This is a genomic window from Dactylosporangium sp. CA-092794 (assembly GCF_050948465.1).
GTDB lineage: Bacteria > Actinomycetota > Actinomycetes > Mycobacteriales > Micromonosporaceae > Dactylosporangium.
Map to the genome: position 1 here is coordinate 3,894,457 of NZ_CP192044.1, position 18,843 is coordinate 3,913,299.

Annotated in this window: 17 protein-coding genes; 9 read left to right on the forward strand and 8 right to left on the reverse strand. The window is 73.9% G+C overall.

The window, feature by feature from the left end; genetic code table 11:
- The first annotated feature begins 29 nt into the window (after positions 1-29).
- On the forward strand, positions 30-2,402 hold the full coding sequence (locus ACQPXD_RS16695; protein ID WP_432839369.1) for an FUSC family protein: 2,373 nt from the start codon (positions 30-32) through the stop codon (positions 2,400-2,402).
- A gap of 9 nt (positions 2,403-2,411) precedes the next feature.
- Here ACQPXD_RS16695 and ACQPXD_RS16700 read toward each other — a convergent pair whose 3' ends face one another.
- The gene (locus ACQPXD_RS16700; RefSeq protein WP_432839371.1) at positions 2,412-4,805 is read right to left on the reverse strand and encodes a protein kinase domain-containing protein; all 2,394 of its coding nucleotides are present in this window, start codon (positions 4,803-4,805) and stop codon (positions 2,412-2,414) included.
- 170 nt (positions 4,806-4,975) lie between these two features.
- On the opposite strand from ACQPXD_RS16700, the gene ACQPXD_RS16705 reads away from it, so the two are divergent.
- Together ACQPXD_RS16705 and ACQPXD_RS16710 are read left to right on the forward strand one after the other, a co-directional pair.
- A complete protein-coding gene (locus tag ACQPXD_RS16705; RefSeq protein WP_432839373.1) occupies positions 4,976-5,542 on the forward strand; it encodes a hypothetical protein in 567 nt (188 codons plus the stop codon).
- A 67-nt stretch (positions 5,543-5,609) separates the two neighbouring features.
- Positions 5,610-5,945: a PadR family transcriptional regulator gene (locus ACQPXD_RS16710; protein WP_432839375.1), complete on the forward strand. Its 336-nt coding sequence runs from the start codon at positions 5,610-5,612 to the stop codon at positions 5,943-5,945.
- Between the two features lie 58 nt (positions 5,946-6,003).
- Here the strand turns inward: ACQPXD_RS16710 and egtD are convergent, their stop codons facing one another.
- From egtD to ACQPXD_RS16745, 7 genes are all read right to left on the reverse strand, one after another.
- Positions 6,004-6,975, reverse strand: coding sequence for an L-histidine N(alpha)-methyltransferase (egtD, locus tag ACQPXD_RS16715; protein WP_432843874.1), 972 nt, complete (start codon positions 6,973-6,975; stop codon positions 6,004-6,006).
- Positions 6,976-6,977: 2 nt separating this feature from the next.
- Positions 6,978-7,730 (reverse strand): ergothioneine biosynthesis protein EgtC, encoded by a 753-nt coding sequence (gene egtC / locus ACQPXD_RS16720; protein ID WP_432839377.1) that lies wholly within the window; start codon positions 7,728-7,730, stop codon positions 6,978-6,980.
- Positions 7,731-8,978, reverse strand: coding sequence for an ergothioneine biosynthesis protein EgtB (gene egtB, locus ACQPXD_RS16725; RefSeq protein WP_432839379.1), 1,248 nt, complete (start codon positions 8,976-8,978; stop codon positions 7,731-7,733). It abuts the gene before it with no gap.
- Entirely contained in the window at positions 8,971-10,173 is a 1,203-nt protein-coding gene (gene egtA, locus ACQPXD_RS16730; RefSeq protein WP_432839381.1) for an ergothioneine biosynthesis glutamate--cysteine ligase EgtA, read from the reverse strand. Before egtA ends, egtB begins: the two co-directional genes overlap by 8 nt.
- 68 nt (positions 10,174-10,241) lie before the next feature.
- Positions 10,242-11,324: a hypothetical protein gene (locus ACQPXD_RS16735; RefSeq protein ID WP_432839383.1), complete on the reverse strand. Its 1,083-nt coding sequence runs from the start codon at positions 11,322-11,324 to the stop codon at positions 10,242-10,244.
- On the reverse strand, positions 11,317-11,808 hold the full coding sequence (locus ACQPXD_RS16740; RefSeq protein WP_432839385.1) for an RNA polymerase sigma factor: 492 nt from the start codon (positions 11,806-11,808) through the stop codon (positions 11,317-11,319). Before ACQPXD_RS16740 ends, ACQPXD_RS16735 begins: the two co-directional genes overlap by 8 nt.
- Before the next feature lie 396 nt (positions 11,809-12,204).
- Complete coding sequence (locus ACQPXD_RS16745; RefSeq protein WP_432839387.1) at positions 12,205-12,642, reverse strand: DUF3307 domain-containing protein; 438 nt, start codon at positions 12,640-12,642, stop codon at positions 12,205-12,207.
- Between the two features lie 228 nt (positions 12,643-12,870).
- Between ACQPXD_RS16745 and ACQPXD_RS16750 the strand changes: the two genes are divergently transcribed.
- From ACQPXD_RS16750 to gndA, 6 genes are all read left to right on the forward strand, one after another.
- The gene (locus ACQPXD_RS16750; protein ID WP_432839389.1) at positions 12,871-13,815 is read left to right on the forward strand and encodes a sulfotransferase; all 945 of its coding nucleotides are present in this window, start codon (positions 12,871-12,873) and stop codon (positions 13,813-13,815) included.
- 31 nt (positions 13,816-13,846) lie between these two features.
- A complete protein-coding gene (locus tag ACQPXD_RS16755) occupies positions 13,847-14,947 on the forward strand; it encodes an LCP family protein (RefSeq protein ID WP_432839391.1) in 1,101 nt (366 codons plus the stop codon).
- 68 nt (positions 14,948-15,015) lie between these two features.
- Positions 15,016-15,918, forward strand: coding sequence for an LLM class flavin-dependent oxidoreductase (locus tag ACQPXD_RS16760; RefSeq protein ID WP_432839393.1), 903 nt, complete (start codon positions 15,016-15,018; stop codon positions 15,916-15,918).
- A gap of 7 nt (positions 15,919-15,925) precedes the next feature.
- On the forward strand, positions 15,926-16,480 hold the full coding sequence (locus ACQPXD_RS16765; protein WP_432839395.1) for a TetR/AcrR family transcriptional regulator: 555 nt from the start codon (positions 15,926-15,928) through the stop codon (positions 16,478-16,480).
- A gap of 45 nt (positions 16,481-16,525) precedes the next feature.
- Positions 16,526-16,774, forward strand: a complete 249-nt coding sequence (locus ACQPXD_RS16770; RefSeq protein ID WP_432839397.1) for a hypothetical protein — start codon at positions 16,526-16,528, stop codon at positions 16,772-16,774.
- Between the two features lie 146 nt (positions 16,775-16,920).
- Positions 16,921-18,357 (forward strand): NADP-dependent phosphogluconate dehydrogenase, encoded by a 1,437-nt coding sequence (gene gndA / locus ACQPXD_RS16775; RefSeq protein WP_432839399.1) that lies wholly within the window; start codon positions 16,921-16,923, stop codon positions 18,355-18,357.
- Positions 18,358-18,843: the final 486 nt, after the last annotated feature.

The following is an 18,843-nucleotide window of genomic DNA, read 5'->3' on the forward strand; positions in this document are numbered from 1 at the left end:
TCCGCGGCCGGTCGTGGTCGAATCCTCCGGTGGGTCCCATCGAGTGGCTGCGCCACCGCGACGCCGGCCTCGCCGTCGTGCGGCGGGCGGCCCGGACCGCCGTCGTCATGCCGGTCGTGTTCGGGGTGGCCGAGGGGGCGGTCGGCGACCCGGTCTTGGCCACGTACGCCGCGTTCGGCTCGTTCGCGCTCCTGCTCTTCGCCGACTTCACCGGCTCGATGGCGGACCGCGTCCGGGCCCAGCTCGGCCTCGGCGTCGCGGGCGCGCTGTCCATCGCCCTGGGTACCCTCGTCTCGCCGGTCACCTGGCTGGCCACCCTCGCCACCGCCGTGGTCGCCTTCGCTGTGCTCTTCGCGGGCGTGGTCAGCTCGGTGCTGGCCGGCGCCGCGACCGCGCTGCTGCTGCCGTTCATCCTGTCCTCGTCGTTGACCGGGCCGCCCGCGGCGATCGGGGTGCGGCTGGCCGGCTGGGGGCTGGCGACCGCGGTCAGCGTGGTGGCGATCGCCGTGCTGTGGCCGGCGCCGACCCCGGAGCCGCTGCGCGGCCGGGTCATCGAGGCGTGCCAGGCCCTCGCCGACCGGCTGCGCGCGGAGGTGGCCGCGACCCTCGACCTGCCCGGCGGCGAACCGGCCGAGGTGGCGGCGGCGGCCGAGCGGGCCGGGATCGTGGTTGCCGGGCTGCAGCGCGACTTCTACGGCGCGCCGTACCGCCCGACCGGCCTCGGCACCGGCGCCCGCGCCCTGGTCCGTCTCGTCGACGAACTGACCTTCCTCGTCTCGATCATGGACCCCGACTCGGCGCGGGACCGGCCCCCCGACTCGGCGGGAGACAGGCAGCCTGGCTCGGCGCGGGACGGGCAGCCTGGATCAGAAACGGCCGAGCGTTTCGGGTCGGAAGCGGGTGAGACGCTGGAGTCGGAAAAGTCAGGCGCTGGCGCGCCTGACTTTTCCGACATTTCACGATTTATCGCGCCGAGTTGGCCCGTGGAGGCGTGCCGGGTTCGCTTTGCCGCCTCGGCGGTCCTGCGCCGGGGGGCCGAGCTGCTGGAGTCGCACGACGGCGACGCGTCGCGGCTGCACGAGTCGCTCGAGGACCTGCGCAAGGCCGCCCGCGCCGTCGGCGATGGGCCGCTGGCCGACGCGACCGCCCTCGACCCGAACTTCCGCGCCCAGGAGATCGGCTTCGCGGTCGGCGCCATCGCCGCCAACATCGAGCTGACCGCGGCCGCGGACCGGCGTACGCTGCCGCAGCGCCTACTCGGCTGGCAGCCCAGCGGCATCGGGAGCCCGTTCGCCTCGGCCCGGGAGCGCGCCGCCGCCCACCTGGAGCCGCACTCGGTGTGGCTGCACAACAGCATCCGGGCCGCCGCGGGACTGGCGGCGGCCGTGCTGGTGGCGCGGCTGACCGGGGTACAACACTCGTTCTGGGTGGTCCTCGGCGCCTTCGCGGTGCTGCGGTCCAACGCGCTCAACACCGGCCAGACCGCGCTGCGCGCACTGCTCGGCACGTTCGCCGGCATCGTGGTCGGCGGCGTGGTCGTCTCCGTCATCGGCGACAGCCGGACGCTGTCGTGGGCGCTGCTGCCCCTCGCCATCCTGCTCGCCGGTCTGGCCCCGGCCGTGGTCTCCTTCGCGGCCGGCCAGGCCGCCTTCACCATCGTGCTGTTCGTGCTGTTCAACCTGCTGGAGCCGACCGGCTGGCGGACCGGCATCGTCCGCTTCGAGGACGTGGCCATCGGCTGCGCCGTGAGTCTCGCCGTCGGCCTGCTGTTCTGGCCGCGCGGCGCCGGCCGGGCCCTGAACATCGCGCTCGCCGAGGCGTACGCCGGCAGCGCCGCCTACCTGCGCGCCGCCGTCTCCTACGGGGTGATCCGCTGCGCGGTGGGCGCCCCGGCCGGGCTCGCGCCGCCGTCCGCCGCGTCCCAGCGGGCGGCCGCCGCCGCGCGCCGCCTCGACGACGCCTTCCGCACGTACCTCGGCGAGCGGGGCGCCAAGCCGGTGCCGCTCACCGACGTCACCCGCCTGGTCACCGGCGTGGCCGGCCTCCGCCTGGCCGCGGACGCGGTGCTCGACCTGTGGTCCACCGATGCCGCGGCCACCGCGGACACCGGCGACCGGACCGCGGCCCGCGATCGCCTGGAGGCGGCCGGCGCCGCGGTCGCCGACTGGTACACGGACCTGGCCGCCGCCCTCACCGGCGACGGCGCCGTCCCCGACCCGCTGCCGCCGGTCCCCGGCACGTCGGGCCTGCTCCGCGACGCGGTCGAGCGGGACCTGACCGACCCGTCGGGCGCGCCCACCCCGACCGCCGCCCGCATGGTCTGGACCGGCGGCCACCTCGACGCGGCCCGCCGCCTGCAGCGAGCGCTCCTCACCCCGGCCCGCGACCTGGCCGCGGCCTGAACCGGCTGGTTACTGCTTCGGGCGGAAGCTGGCGAATACCACGTCGAGTTGGGGCCGGGCGGCGGTCCACTGGGAATCAGCGGTCTGCCACCAGATGCCGTAGGCCTTGTTCGGTGTCGCCACCACGCCCCGGTTGTTCACGTGCTGGCGGGTGGAGCCGTCGAAGGTGAACTCCCAGTCGGCGGCCTTGATGAAGTAGTCGACGGGCACGATGCGGATTCGGGTGTAGTTCTTGAAGTCGCCGTCGTTGACGCGGGCCTTCTCCTTCTCCGTCCAGTCGGCGACCGGGTCGGGCCGCGGGCTGTCGGACTGGTCGATGCCCAGCACCTTGCCGTCGCCGCGGAAGTACATCATCGTGCCTTCCTTCGAGCGTCGCCAGGACGCCGGGACGTACACGGAGAATCCGCTCGGGTCGTGGTAGTCGACCCAACCCTGCGGCAGTGGCGGCAAGGTGTTGCCGGTCGCCTGGGTCGGGGGCGCCTGCGTCGGGCCCTGGGTCGGCTGGCCGCCGGCCGGCTGCGACGGCGTCGCGCTCGGTGCGGCGGACGGGCTCGAGGTCGGGGCCGGTCCGGCGCCGGCCGCGGTGGTCTGCGGTCCGGGGCCGCCCTGACCCTGGGGCTGTGTCCCGTCGCCGTCGTCGGTGCTCACCGCGAGCCAGACGAGCAGGGCCACCACGACCAACGCTGCCACGCCGCCGACAAGGAGCTTTCCCGCATTGGTACGCCGAGCCGGCGCCTCCGCCACGGGAGCGGGCCGCACCACGGCGGTCTTCCCGGCCGGGATCGCTGGCACCACCGTCGTCGGCGCGGCAGTCTCGAGGGGCTCGATCGCTTTGTTCGGCGCGACCGCCGCCTCGGGCTCGGGCTCGCCCGCCGATTCCGCTTCCGGCGAGAGCTCGTCCATCCCGGCGCCCGGGGAGAGTTCGTCCAGCCCAGCGTCCGGCGAGAGTTCGTCCAGCCCATCGACTGCGGATGCGGAAAAGTCCGGCATATACGGAGTTTCGGGCTCCACCCGATCGGCATCGCCGTCACTGGATGCGTCCGCATCGGCGGCCGAAGGCAGCGGCGCGGCGGACAAGGCCCCCTCGGGCGTGGACGGCCCGCGCTGCGCCGGCACGGCAGGCGCCCCGGACGCGGCGGCCGCAGACGCGGCCACCTCGGATGCGGCGGCCCCAGACGCGGCGGCCCCAGACGCGGCCACCTCGGATGCGGCGACCCCGGACGCGGTCGCCCCGGGCGTCGCGATCGGAGCGGCAAGCGATGACTTGGCCGCCCCGGGCGCCGCAGCCGGGGCCGATCCCGACCGAGCGGCCGGCAGCGCCGCCGCAGCCGGTGCGGCTGGCGCCGCCGCCCCGGATGGCGTCGAAGACCCGGACGGCGTGAGAGATCCGGGCGGCGTCGAAGATCTGGATGGCGTGGAGGATGCGGACGGCGTGGAAGATGCGCCCGCCCGGCCCGGTGCAGCCACCCCGGGCGTTGCTGAAGGCGTGCCTTGAGCCGCCGGCCCAGGTGGTAGGGTCGGCGCGGCGGTGTCCGCCGTGCGCCCCCAGCCGCTCAGCCAAGAACGGCGACGGCGCGGCGTCGAGCGGTCGACCAGAGCCTTGCGCAGCAGCTCCTCGGCCTGCGCGAAGTCGGCCCGGACCCGCGGGTCCTTGCGCAGCAGCGCCCGCAGCGCCGGGGCCAGGGCGCCCGCGCGCTGGGGCGGGTCGGCCTCCTCCGACGCCAGGGCGGTCAGGGTCTCCATCGCCGAGCCGCGGCCGAACGGGGAGCGGCCCTCGACCGCCGTGTACAGCGTCGCGCCCAGCGACCACAGGTCGCCCGCCGGGCCGGCGACGCCCTCCCGGGCCCGCTCCGGCGCGATGAACTCGGGTGAGCCCAGCACCAGGCCGGTGCGGGTCACGTGGCCCTCGCCCTCGACCCGGGCGATGCCGAAGTCGGTGAGTACCACCCGGCCGTCGTCGGCGAGCAGGACGTTGCCCGGCTTGATGTCGCGGTGGTCGACGCCGGCCCGATGGGCGGCGCGCAGCGCGTCGAGGACGGCGAGGCCGATCTCCGCGACCCGCCGCGGCTTCAGCGGGCCGTCGTTGCGGATCACCTGGTCGAGTGAACGCGACGGGACGTACTCCATGACCAGCCAAGGCTGCCCCTCGGCGGCCAGGACGTCGTAAACGCGCACCACATTGGGGTGGCTCAAGCGTGCCGCCGCCCGCGCCTCGCGCAGCGTGCGCTCCATGGCCACGTCACGGGCGCTGTCGAGCAGCTCGGGGGGCAGGACGATCTGCTTGACGGCGACGTCACGGTGCAGCGTCTCGTCACGGGCGCGCCACACCCGGCCCATACCGCCGACGCCGAGTTGCTCGAACAGACGGTAACGGTCGGCGACGACGGGGGGCGCGGCGGTCATGCACCATTGTGTACCCGATGCGAGCCCTCGCCACGCACCGCCCTCGCCCCGGTGTGGCGCGGCGCTCGTCCGCCGTTCGCCGCGCCGCCCCCGCCCGATCTGATGACAAGCGGCACCGAACCGCTCGCATACGGTGGTTGCAAGTTGGTTGCACGACGGGGGAGGCTCGGGTGCTGCAGGCGTTGTTCCATTTCGGCGGTACTACCGGAGAATCCCTCATCCTGGCCTACCTGCTCGGCGGGGTGGTGACCTTCGCCGCCGCGTTCCTGCCCGGCAACGTCACCCTGTACCGCGTCGTCTGCCTGATCCTCGGCGCCGTCATGGCGGTCTGGGCGGCCAAGGTCCTGCTGTTCGGCGGGACGCTGATCGTCACCGCGTTCGCGCTGCTCGCGCCGGTGGCGCTGCTGCTGATCGGTGCCGTGGGCGCGGTGCGCGTCGCGTTCGGCCGCTCGCGGTCCGGCTCGGCGACCCGCCTGCCGCCGCCGCGCCCGCACCCGGCCGCGCGCCAGTTCGGCGGCCCGGAGTCCTACCTCCCGCACCCACCGGCCGCCTACCCGCAAGACTTCCCCCCGAGGCCGCGCGCCGTGCGGGCGCCCGCGGAACACCCGGCCGCCGGCCCGCGGCACGCCGCGCACGTGCCGGCCCCGCGCATGGAGATCGCCCCGCTGATCGAACCGGAACCGCCCGCCCGGCCACCGGCCCGCGCCCGGCACCGCGCCGCGGAGCACCGGGCCTGAGCCGGCCGCGAGGAAACCGGAAAGAAGGTTTCTTGACGGTTACAGAGATCACATTAAATTGGTGGTCATGAGCCCGATGCGGGAGCCGACCTTCCTCATCCTCACCGCGCTCGCGGTGGGGGCGCTGCACGGGTGGGCGGTGATCCAGGAAGTCGCGAAGCTCTCCGGCGGGCGGGTCCTGATACCGGCCGGGACGCTCTACGCGGCGCTCGAGCGGCTCACCGCCGAGGGCCTGGTCGAGCCGGACCGGGCCGAGATCGTCGACGGCCGCCACCGCCGCTACTACCGGCTGACCGACTGCGGCGCCCGGGCCCTCGCCGCCGACGCCGACCGCCAGCACCGCAACGCCGCCACCGCCGTCGAACGCCTTCGCCTGAGAGCGGCCGGCGCGGGCGCCCAATAGCACCCGCGCCGGACCGCTGCGGCCGACAATGACCCGATAGAGACCGTTACGAGTCGGGCTAGACCGCGGTGGCGAGGGTCAGGGCGAAGCGGTCCAGGTGGTCGGTCCACCAGTCGCGGACCGCGAAGCCGGCCGCGGCCAGCTCGCCGGTCAGGCCCTCGCGGCGGAACTTCGCCGACACCTCGGTGCGCAGTTCCTCGCCCTCGGTGAAGGAGACATCGAGGGCGAGGGCTTGCAGGTGCACCGTCATCGGCCGCAACGCCCGCAGGCGCATCTCGATCCACTCGTGGTGGGAGTCCCAGAGGGCCACGTGGGCGAAGGACCGCGGGTCGAAGTCGGCGCCCAGCTCGCGGTTGAGCACGTGCAGGACGTTGCGGTTGAACTCGGCGGTCACGCCCGCCGCGTCGTCGTAGGCGGGCACCAGCACCGCCGGGTCCTTGACCAGGTCGGCGCCGAGCAGCAGCCACTCGCCCGGCGCGAGCCGGGCGCGCAGCGCGGCCAGGAACGGGGCCCGCTCGGCCGGCGTGAAGTTGCCGATCGTGCCGCCCAGGAACGCCACCAGGCGGGTGCCGGCCTCCGGCAGTACCTCCAGGTGACCGACGAAGTCGGCGACAATGCCGTGCAGGTGCAGGTCGGGGTAGTCGGCGCGCAGCGCGCCGAGCGCGTCGCGCAGGGCCGCGCCGGACACGTCCAGCGGGGCGAACGAGCCCAGCGTGCCCTGCTCGCGCAGCGCGTCGAGCAGGAGCCGGGTCTTCTCCGAGGAGCCCGAGCCCAGCTCCACCAGCGTCTTGGCGCCGGTGATCCGGGCGATCGCGCCGGCCCGCTCGGCGAGGATCTCCCGCTCGGCGCGGGTCGGGTAGTACTCGGGCAGCCGCGTGATCTCCTCGAACAGCTCGCTGCCGCGGGCGTCGTAGAAGTACTTCGGCGGCAGCCACTTCGGCGTCGCGGTGAGCCCGCGGCGGGCGTCGCGACGCAGGGCCTCGGCCCGCTCGGCGTCGGTCAGGTGGACTTCCAGCTCAACATCCGGCACGGTCACGGTGCACCACCTTCCAATGCTGTGACGGTCGCCGACGACGGGGTGGCGACCAGCAGTGATCGGTCGGGTACGGGTATCCAGGCGGGGTCGGGGGAGAGCGGCTCGCTGGCGACGAGGACCCCGCCCTCCGCGGTGGACAGGTACGACAGGGAATGGCCGAACACCGTCGCGGCGATCGTCTCGCCGTCGGTGAGCAGCAGGTTGAGCCGCGACCCGGGCGCGGCCGCGGCGACCTGCGCCACGACCGCGCCCAGCGCCTCGGCGAGCGGCTTGCCGGCCCGCAGCCGGGCCCGCACCAGGGCCCACAGCAGCGCGCTGTCGGTGGGCGCGTCGAGCGTGAGCAGGTCGCGCACCGGCAGCTCGGCGGCCGGGCCGGTCATGCTGTCCGGCCAGCCCGCCACCCGGCCGTTGTGGCTGAACAGCCACGGCCCGTCGGCGAACGGGGCGACCGCGGCCTCGGTGACCGGCATGCCCTCGGTGGCGGAGCGGACCGCGGCCAGCACGGCCCCGGAGCGGGTCGCCGCGGCCAGCGCCGGCAGTCCCGCGTCCGTCCAAATTGGACTGCTCCGGCGGTACCGGATGAAATGCTCCTCGAAACGCCAGCCGAGGCCGAAACCGTCGGCGTTGATGGTGCCGCCGCCCCGCATGTCCGTCGGCGCCCAGGACTGCCGGGACAGCGAGTGCGGCGGCGTGAACAGCAGGTCGGACAGCGGGATCGGCGGCCCCAGGTACGCCAGGTGCCGGCACACTTAGCCGAGCTCCGCTGGGCCGGCGTCGCGCGCGGTGCGGAACCCGCTGAAGATCTGCCGCCGGATCGGGAAGTCCCAGTTGCGGAACGTGCCCCGGCAGGCGGCCGCGTCGGTGCCGAAGGAGCCGCCGCGCAGCACCTTGTAGTCGGGGCCGAAGAAGACCTCCGAGTACTCGCGGTACGGGAACGCGGTGAAGCCCGGGTAGGCGGCGAAGTCGCTGTCCACCCACTCCCACACGTCGCCGATGAGCTGGTGCACGCCCAGCGGCGAGGCGCCCGCCGGATACGCTCCGACCGGCGCCGGGGCTAGGTGCCGCTGGCCGAGGTTGGCGTGCTCGGGGCCGGGATCCTCGTCGCCCCACGGGTACCGCCGGGAGCGGCCGGTCGCCGGGTCCCAGCGGGCCGCCTTCTCCCACTCCGCCTCGCTCGGCAGCCGCCGGCCCGCCCACGCCGCGTAGGCCGCGGCCTCGTGGAAGGACACGTGCACCACCGGCGCGTCGGGCACGATCGGCGCCGTGCGGCCGAACTCGGTGGCCAGCCAGCCGCCCGGGTCGCGGCTCCAGTGCAGCGGCGGGGTGCCGCCGCCCTCGTCGACGAACCGGGCGTACTGCCCATTCGTGACCGGCGCCCGGTCGATGAAGAACGCCGGCACGTCGACCGCGTGCGCCGGCCGCTCGTTGTCCAGCGCCCAGGCCTCGGTGGACGTGCCCATGGTGAACGGCCCGCCCGGCACCAGCACCTCGCCGCGAGCGTCCACACTGGACGGTGGCGGCGCCGCCGCGTGCAGGACCGGCTCGCCGGCCCGCAGCTGGTGCGTGGCCAGCATGGTCTCGTCGTGCTGCTGCTCGTGCTGGACGATCATGCCGAAGGCGAAGGCGTCCTCGGTCAGCCGTCTTCCTTCGAGGTGTACCCGTTCCAGCACGTCGAGCGCCTTGTCGCGCACGGTGGCCACGTAGGCGCGCGCCTCCTTCGGCCCGAGCAGCGGCAGCGCCGGCCGGTCCCGGCGGGCGTGCTTGAACGCGTCGTAGAGGTGGTCGATGTCGGCCCGGACGGGATCGCGCCCGCCCACGTCGCGCACCAGCCACAGCTCCTCCTGGTTGCCGATGTGCGCCAGGTCCCAGACCAGCGGCGACATCAGCGGTGAGTGCTGCTTGACCAGGTCGCCGTCGTCCACGGCCTCGGTCAGCACGGCGGAGCGCAGCCGGGTCCGTTCCAGCTCCCGCGCGACGCGCTCCCTCAGGTCAGCCATTGCGTGTACTCCCTTCAACGACGTCGTCGAGCAGCCGCGGCGGCAGGTCCAGCCGCTCCAGGGCCAGCTCGCGCACGGCCCGGGCGGAGCGGGCCAGGACCGGATCGGTCATGCCCTCGCGGGCCGCCGCCACCCAGCGACCGGCGGCCGGTGCGCACAGCTCGAGGACCCGTGAGACGGTGCGCGGGTCCTCGAGCAGCGCGGACAGGATCGCGGCGGGCGCGAACCAGGCGCGCCCGGGCTGGGTGTCGAGGTAGCGGATCTCCAGGTACCCGCGCGGGCGGACCGGCGGGAACAGGGTGCTGATGTGGTAGTCGAGGTCCGCGTAGGTCGGCTTCGAGTCAAGTGCGCCGCGGATCCAGTCCGCGAACGTCACCCCGGCCGGGGCGTCCCAGGCCCCGTCCGGCCGGCGGATGCACAGCAGCTGCGCGTCGAGCACGTAGCTGGCCCAGGCGGCGGCCGGATCCGCGCCGGTGCTCACCTGGCGGGTGCGGGACGGGTCGATGCCCCGCCAGGCCTGCTGGCGGGCGGAGGCCCAGCCGGTGTCGCGCCCGGCGAACCGCCCGGAGTTGGCGAACAGCGCCAGCAGCGGCGGCCCGAGCGCGTGCACCGCGGCCCACCGCTGGGTCAGCTCGGCCGCGGGGCCGGGGTCGAGGCAGACCTGCAGGCCCGCCGTCGAGCACATCATGATTTTGCCGGACACGCCGCGGCGGTCGAAGGCCGCTTCCATCGCGTCGTATCGGGGGGTGGAGAGCAGCCGCCGCGGCGTGCGATGCGGGTCGACGCCGGTTTCGCCGAGGACCAGTCCGGCCTCGGCCAGCAGGGCGGAGAGCTGCTCGATCTCGGCGCCGACGGCCGCGTGGAGCTCGGCCAGCGAGGCGTGCGGCCGGCTGGAGATCTCCACCTGGCCGCCGGGCTCGAGGGTGACCCGCCCACCGTGGCGCAGCGGGAGGGCGGGGCTGTCGGCCCGCAGGGTCACCGGCGCGTGATCGCCGAGCGCCCGGCAGAGCCGGTCACGATCCAGCAGGAGCGAAGGATCGTCGCGTAAATGAACGGTGAACTCAAGCTCGACACCGACCGCTGCGGGTGGACCGGTCTTGAAGCAGATCGATGCAATGTAGCCCTCGGCCTGCTCGATCTCGGTGATGACCGCGTCGTGGTCGGCGGCCGTGCGGATCCCCTGCAAGGTCGCCATGCGAACCGACGCTACCGCGCGATCCGTCGATCGGCGAACCCTTCCGCTGAACAAATCCTTACGTCCGGTCACCCTTTCGGGTACCGTACCCAGCCGGTTCTATCGCCCCCGACGATGAGTTCCGGGCCCGGCAGCAGCACCAGCGCGATCGCGCCGTCGGGCAGGACCGTGGCCAGGTCCGCATGCACCATCGGCTCGGGCAGCGGCTCGAACTGCCCCTCCCGCCAGACGCCGAGGCCGCTCGTCGGCAGCCGGACCAGCAGCCCGCCGCCGTCGACCGGGTTCACCTCCTTGGCCGTCACGGTCGTGGGGAAGCCCGGCACCTCGCTCGCGCCGTCCTCGCGCAGCCGCCACAGCCGCGTCGGCTGGTCGGTGAACAGCCACGCGTCCCGCCCGTCGGGCGACACCCGCAGCACGCCCTGGGCCGGGAACTCCTCCGGCAGCACCGTCCAGGTGCGGCCCCCGTCGCGGGAGGCGGCGACCCGGGTGATCAGCCCGTCGTACACCTGCGCCCACAGCGGCCCGCTCCGCCCGCTCGCCAGCCCGGTGACGGTGCCCCGCACGGCCGGCCAGGCCGGTGGCGCCGGCGTCGCGGACAGCCAGGCCGCGATGCCGATGGGATCGCCGTCGATGCGGTGGAAGCCCGTCCCGCCGATCTCCCACGCGCTGCGGGCGGCGTCGTCGTCGCCCTCGGACACCTCCAGCACGGCCGAGCCGGCGTCGCGCGCCTGGAAGGTGACGGAGACGGGCCGGGCCGGCAGTTCCGGCAGGTCCACCCGGGCCCAGCTGCGCCCGCCGTCCGCGGTCTTGCCCATGGTGTACTCGCACGAGCCCGCCGCCGGGCACCCGCCGATCATCACCCAGCCGTGTTCGGCGTCGACGAACTGCACGCGCATGTAGCCGTTCGCCCCGTCCAGGTGCACCGGCCGGTCCTCGATCCGCACCCCCGGCGGCCCGTCGCCGCCCACGGGCTGCAGCGCGTTCACGGACACCGCCGCGACCAGGGCCACCACCAGCCCGCCCAGCCACAGCGCCCCCTTGCGCCGCGCCCGCCGCCAGCCCGGCATGGCCTCGACCGGCACCGGCCGGAACGACCCGGTGTACTCGTCGGCGAACCGCGCGAACGCGTCCTCGACCCTCGTGTCAGCCATGCCACACCTCCGCGGTGAGCCGCGCGGCGAGCCTCGCCCGGCCGCGGGTGAGCCAGGAGCGCACGGTCCCCTCGGCGACGCCTTCCTGCTCGGCGATCTCGGCCACGCCGAGGTCCCCGAGGTGGTGCAGCACGAGCGCCCGCCGCTGCGCCGCCGGCAGCCCGGCGAGCGCCGCGACCAGCGCGACCCGGTCGGGCGTCGGACCGTCGACGTGCTGCTCGCGCTGCCGGGCCAGGAACCGGACCACGGTCTGCAGCCGCCGCAGCCGGCTGGTGGCGAGGTTCCACGCGACCCGCCGCACCCAGGCGACGGGATCGTCGTACCGCGCGACCCGCGCCCACTGCTCCAGCGCGCGGCAGAACGCCTCCTGGGCGAGATCCTGCGCCTCGGCGTGGTCACCGAGGTAGGCGTAGAGCTGCACGGCGATGCGCTGGAAGTGCGCACCGTAGAACTCCGCGAACAGTGGCGGCTCGGGCATGTCCATGTCACGCGCGAGCCTGCCCTACCGCTGCACCTTTGTTGACGCGACGTTGTGCCGAACTTTCCGGCTGCCGTCGATCACGCGATCGCCGGTGGGTGCCACCCCGGTATCCGCTGCGACGGGAAGTCTCCGCGATCATGCCGAACCCGCCACCGGCACCACGGCTTTTCGTGATCGTGGAGCGCTGATGTACCCCCGTGTACCTTATGTGTCCGCGATCATGGCGAACCCGCGGTGCGACCGCGGTGTTGCGCATGATCACGGAGACATTCAGCCGCCCCCGGACTGGGTGGGCGCACAACCGCACGGCGATGCGCCGGAATCGCGCACCGTTGACGCTTTATGCCGAAATTTCGGATAAATCCGGACGCCGGAGGTGTCTGGATTTATCCGGCAAAATTACAGGGCGGCGATCAGTAAGGCGGTGACCAGCAGGGCGAGGTGGTGCAGGGCCTGGTCGGCGACGTACATGCCGTTCACGGGGGTCGTCGCCTGGGCGAACTGCGGCGAGCGGGTCGCCCGCAGCACGGCGCGGACCGGCCAGCGGCGGTCCAGCAGGCCGTGGGTGGCGATGGAGAAGGCCAGTCCGGCGGCAACGCCCAGCGGGGACAGCGGCAGGCGCAGCGCGAGCGCGGTCACCAGCAGCACGGCGGCCAGGGTCAGGTGGTAGCCGAGCAGGTGGCCGCCCAGCGCGCGCCAGCCGGCCAGGCCCGGCGCGGCCTTCTGGGCGGCCTGATGGTCGGTCTGCGCGATGTGATCGCCCAGCGAGTGGCCGACGAGCAGGGCGACCATCGCCACGGCGAAAACGACGGACCTCGTAAGCGTGTCATGCGACATGATGGGATGGCTCCTCACTGGGCGGATGCGCGGGAGGAAGCAGCGGGGCGGCTCGGTCTTGGCGGATGGGGCCGTCCCGCCGCGCCGGGACTGGAGTTTCGATCATCCCCCGGCCCTAGGTCGACTTCTACGTCGTACGTTGCAGAACACATGTGTCCTGAGTCGCGGTCACCCGGTCGTACCAGGAAAAAAACGTAACTATCCGGACATGTCGCACGTTGCGTAAAGGTGCGCAGCGACCCGACTTCGACGACCCGCGTGCTCTACCTGGCCGGGTGGGGGCGCAGCGGCAGCACCCTCGCCGAGACCATGCTGGACCGGGTGCCGGGGCTGGTCGGGGTCGGCGAGATCAAGTTTCTGTGGGAGCGGGGGCTGCTGCAGAACCGGCGGTGCAGCTGCGGCACGCCGCTGCGCTCGTGCGAGTTCTGGGTCGAGGTGCTCGGCGAGGCGTTCGGCGGCATCCCGGACGACGCCACCGTGCGGGCGCTCGACGCCGCCTCCCGCCGGTTCCGCACCCGGCACCTGCCCGGGCTGCTGCTCAAGCCCGCCAGCCCGCCCGGCGCGGACCGGCTCGCCTGGTACTACGCGGCCCTGGAGCGGCTCTACCGCGCGGTCGCCGCGGTCAGCGGGGCACAGGTCGTGGTCGATTCGTCGAAGTTTCCGTCGTACCTCACCGCACTGCTCGCCTCGCCCGCGCTCGACGTGCGGGTGGCGCACATCGTGCGGGACCCGCGCGCGGTCGCCTACTCGTGGCAGCGGCACCGGCACGACCCCGACGCACCGGGCGGCGCGCGGATGCCGCGGATGCATCCGGGCTTCACCGCGCTGTACTGGTCGGCCTGGAACCTCGCCACCGAGCGGATCGCGCGCCGCTGCGCCCGGCCGTACCTGCGCTTCCGCTACGAGGACCTGGTCGCCGACCCCGACGCCACGCTGCGCGCGGTCACCGAGCTCAGCGGCGTGCCCGCGGCCGCGGCGCCGGTCGGGCGCGGGGGCGAGGTGGTGGTGCCGCGCACCCATCAGGTGTCGGGCAACCCGATGCGGTTCCAGACCGGGGCGGTGGCCCTGCGCCTGGACGACGAGTGGACGACCGGGATGTCATTGCCGCATCGGTACCTCACGGGCGCGGTCACGGTGCCCCTGCGCCACCGCTACGGGTACAAGGACACCTAAAGGCGGCTCCCGGAGCGCCGATCCTGCCGGTGTGAAGGCGTGGCTCGTCTCGGCCGCCGCCGTCGCCGCCCTCCTCGTCGGCGGCGGGCTGACCTGGCAGCACTACGCCGGCACCGTCGACCAGGCGGACCTGCTCGGCGACACCGGCCGGCAGCGCGCCGGCCCGCCGCGGCGGATCGACATCGAGTCCGCGCCGCGCATGTCGGCCGGCCCGGTCCGGCCCAGCGCGGGCACGTGGCTCGACGCGCAGCCGGGCCGCAACATCCTGCTCGCCGGCCTCGACGCGCGGCCCGGGGAGGACCGGGCGACCGCGCGCGCCGACACGGTGATCGTGGTGCACGTGACGGCTGCGGGGGACCGGGCGTACCTCGTCTCGCTGCCCCGCGACACCCGGGCCGACATCCCCGGGCACGGTGCGGGCAAGCTCAACGCCGCGTTCGCCCTCGGCGGCTTCGAGCTGCTGGCCCGCACCGTCCAGGAGCCGACCGGGCTGGTCTTCGACGCCGGGGCGATCATCGACTTCGCCGGCCTGCGCAAGGTCGTCGACGCCGTGGGCGGGGTCGAGCTGTGCGTCGACGAGGAGACCACGTCGGTGCACGTGGGGTGGGACGCGCAGGGGCGCGAGACGCCGCCGTACCGGCTGATCCCGCCCTCCTTCCGCGCGGAGAAGATCGCCGGGGTACGACCCCAGGTGTACCCCGTCGGCTGCCGCCACTTCACCGGCTGGGAGGCCCTGGACTACGTCCGCCAGCGCGAGCTCATCCCGGACGGCGACTACGGCCGCCAGCGCCACCAGCAGCAACTCCTGCGCGCCCTGGCGCAGAAGATCACCTCGGCCGGCGTGCTGGCCAACCCGATCACCCTCGACCACGCCCTGACCGCCGTCGGCGGCTCCCTCACCTTCGACGGCAACGGCGACTCGCTCACCGGCTGGATCGTGCGGCTGCGCGGCCTCGGCCCGGCCGGGCTGACCCTGCTGCGCACCAACGGCGGCCGGTTCCGCACCGAGCAGCGCGACGGCCGCGACTACGAGAACCTCGACGACACCACCGCCGAGCTCTTCGCCGCCGCCCGCGACGACCGCCTGGCCGGATTCGCCGCCCGCCACCCCACCTGGGTCATCCCGCCCTGAGGGGTACCGCCGGTACCAGCCTTGTCCCGGCCTGCCCCGGCGCGGCCCGGGCGCGGGAGAGTGGGACGATGACGAACCGGAAGGTGCTGTTCGGGCTCGGCCTGCCCGAGACCGCCGAGCTGCTGGCCCAGGCCGTGCGGGCGGACCGCGACGGGCTCGACCTGGTCACCGTGTCCGACCATCCGTACCTGGCGGGCCGGGTCGACGCCTACGCCGCGCTCGGCGTCGTGCTCGGCGCGACCACGAGCGTCGCCGGGGCGGTGAACGTGACGAACCTGCCGAGCCGGCCCGCCCCGATGCTGGCCCGCACGCTCGCCGGGCTGTCCGAGCTGTCCGGCGGGCGGGTCGTGCTGGGCATCGGCGCCGGCGGGCGGTGGCCGGACATCGTGAAGCTCGGCGTCGACCCGCTCACCCCGGCCCAGGCGGTGCGGGCGATGGAGGAGGGGATCGTCGTGGTGCGCGCGCTGTTCGGCGGTGGCGCGCCGGTGACGTTCGAGGGGGAGTTCTACCGGGTCAGCGAGCTGCCGCCGGCGCTGATGGCGGCCCCGCCGATCTGGACCGGCGCGGTCGGGCCGCGGTCCCTCGCCGCGACCGGGCGGCGGGCCGACGGCTGGATCCCCGGGCACGCGGCCGACTGGCTCAGCCCGCGGTACACGCGGTCGCGGCCGGTCATCGACGCCGCGGCGGCCGCGGCCGGGCGGGACCCGGCGGAGGTCGCCACCGTGTACAACTTCCCGGGGCGGATCACCGCCGCGCCGCTGCCGGGGACCCGGGACGAGGACGGCCGGTGGATCGGGGGCTCGGCGGCGCAGTGGGCGGAGGAGCTCACCGGGGCCGTCGTCGAGCACGGCGCGGCCGGGTTCGTGCTGTTCCCGCGGGACGACCGGACCGCCCGGGGGTGGGCGCAGGAGGTCGCGCCGGCCGTCCGCGAGGCGGTGTTAAAGTGGAGGAGTACCTCCGATACAAGGTGACGATCGTATGCAGATCCAGCCCGGCGTGCGCCGCCCACAGCGCGCCGACGCGCGGCGAAACTTCGACGCGCTGCTGGCGGCCGCGCGCGAGGCGTTCGCCGAGCACGGCAGCGGCACGTCGCTGGAGGACATCGCCCGGCGGGCCGGGGTGGGCATCGGCACGCTCTACCGCAACTTCCCCACCCGCCAGGACCTGTTCGACGCGGTGTACGTCGGCGAGATCGAGGCGCTGTGCCAGGCTGCCGACGCCGTCGCCGGGCTCGAGCCGTGGGACGCGCTCACCGGCTGGCTGCACCGGTTCGTCGACTACGCGGCGACCAAGCGGGCGCTCTCCGAGGAGATCAACCGCGACTCGCCGATGATCCGCGAGTGCCGCACCGCGATCCACGAGGCCGCCGGGCCGCTGCTGGCCCGGGCCCAGGCGGCCGGCGTCGCCCGCCGCGACGTGAGCGCCGACGACCTGCTGCGGCTCATCTCCGGCCTCACCGCCGGCGGCTACGTCGATGACGCCCAGCGTGAGCGGGTCCTCACCATCGCCCTGGACGGCGTGCGCGCCCGCTGAAATTCGGTTGTTTGCCCCCGGTGGCAGGGCGGGTAACAGCGACGCATGCGAATGGATCTGCTGGACCGCCCGGTCGTCGATCTGGCCGGCCGGCCCATCGGCAGGGTCGACGGCGTCGAGACCGTGGTCGGCCGGGACGGCACCTTCGAGATCGCCAGCCTGCTCGTCGAGACCCCGCCGCGGATGTTCGCCCGCACGCCCGGACCGACGATGCGCATCTCCTGGGACCTGGTCGCCTTCTGTGACCGGACCATCACCCTTCTGGTACGGAAGGATCGGCTGCGCCTGTCCTGATCACTGGAACCGGCCCCACGCACCCTGGGGAGGCGGGACAGTAGGCGGGTAGCCTGGTCCGACGTGCGCCTCGCACCGTGATCACGGTTTGTGGTCGTCCGGTCCGGGGTTGAGGGATCGTAACGAGTGGATGGGGTGCATCGCAGATGTCCGACCTGGCGCAGATCGGCGTGACCGGCCTGGCCGTCATGGGCCGCAACCTGGCCCGGAACCTTGCCCGCAACGGATACACCGTCGCCGTGCACAACCGCTCGTACGAGCGCACCCGCCGCCTGGTGGACGAGTTCGGGCACGAGGGCACCTTTGTGCCGGGCGAGTCCATGGCCGACTTCGTCGCCTCGCTGGCCCGTCCCCGCTCCGTGATCATCATGGTGAAGGCCGGCGGCCCCACCGACGCCGTGATCGACGAGCTGGTGCCGCTGCTGGAGGAGGGCGACATCGTCATCGACGCCGGCAACGCCCACTTCGGCGACACCCGCCGCCGCGAGCAGGCCCTGCGCGAGCACGGGCTGCACTTCGTCGGCACCGGCGTGTCGGGCGGCGAGGAGGGCGCCCTGCTGGGCCCGAGCATCATGCCCGGTGGCTCCCCGGAGTCGTACCAGACCCTCGGCCCCATGTTCGAGAAGATCTCGGCCAAGGTCGACGGCACCCCGTGCTGCACCCACATCGGCCCCGACGGCGCCGGCCACTTCGTGAAGATGGTCCACAACGGCATCGAGTACGCCGACATGCAGCTCATCGCCGAGGCCTACGACCTGCTCCGGGCCGGCCTGGGCGCCTCACCGGCGGAGATCGCCGACATCTTCCGCACCTGGAACACCGGCGACCTCGAGTCGTTCCTCATCGAGATCACCGCCGACGTGCTCGCGCACATCGACGACGAGACCGGCAAGGCGTTCGTCGACATCGTGCTGGACCAGGCCGAGCAGAAGGGCACCGGCCGCTGGACGGTGCAGAGCGCGCTCGACCTGGGCGTGCCGATCACCGGCATCGCCGAGGCCACCTTCGCCCGCTCCCTGTCCGGCCACGCCGACCAGCGCGCCGCCGCCCGCGCCGCCTTCGGCACCGACGTCACGCCGCTGCAGATCACCGACCGGGACCAGTTCATCGAGGACGTCCGCGCCGCCCTCTACGCCTCGAAGATCGTCGCCTACGCACAGGGCTTCGACCAGATCCAGGCCGGCAGCGAGGAGTACGGCTGGAACATCGACCGCGGCATGGTCTCCACCATCTGGCGCGGTGGCTGCATCATCCGCGCCCGCTTCCTCAACCGCATCCGCGAGGCGTACGACGAGAACCCCGGCCTCAAGAGCCTGATGGTCGCCCCGTACTTCGCCGACGCCGTCAACGCCGGCGTCCCGAACTGGCGCCGCATCGTGGCCTCGGCCGCCGCGGCGGGCATCCCGACCCCGGCCTTCTCGTCGTCCCTGGCCTACTTCGACGGCCTGCGCGCCGAGCGCCTGCCCGCCTCGCTGATCCAGGGACTGCGCGACAACTTCGGCGCCCACACCTACAAGCGCACCGACAAGGACGGCACCTTCCACGTGGAGTGGGCCGGCGACCAGAAGGAACACACCGCGTAGCGCGCCACCACCGCGCCGGGGTTCCACCCGGAGCCCCGGCGCGTCACTCAGCCGTCCACCTCGCCGCCGGCGCGTTGCGCAACCCCGGCGGGCCGCGGGTCGGGCCGCCAGCCGCCGAACGACCACCGGGCCTAACCGCTGGTCACGGCCGCCTCGCGTAGCAACCCCGCCAGCCGCCGGACGACGCCGCGTCATGTTCGCGGTTACTGCAGGCGCGTGCCGCGGTTACGCTCCGCGTGCGCTTAAGGCTGTCTTGGCCGCGGCGGACAAACTCTCCACGATCATGCACATGGCCACTCGGACACCACGGGTTTTTCATGATCATGGATACATATGGTACCTATGGGTACATAAACACTCCGTGGTCATGAAAACCCGGGGTGCGAGTCGTGGGTTCGGCATGATCACGGAGACTTACGGCCGTGTCGGCCGGGCGGCGGGCGATGGCCGGGCGGCGGGGCGACGGCTGACCGACGGGCGGCGGGT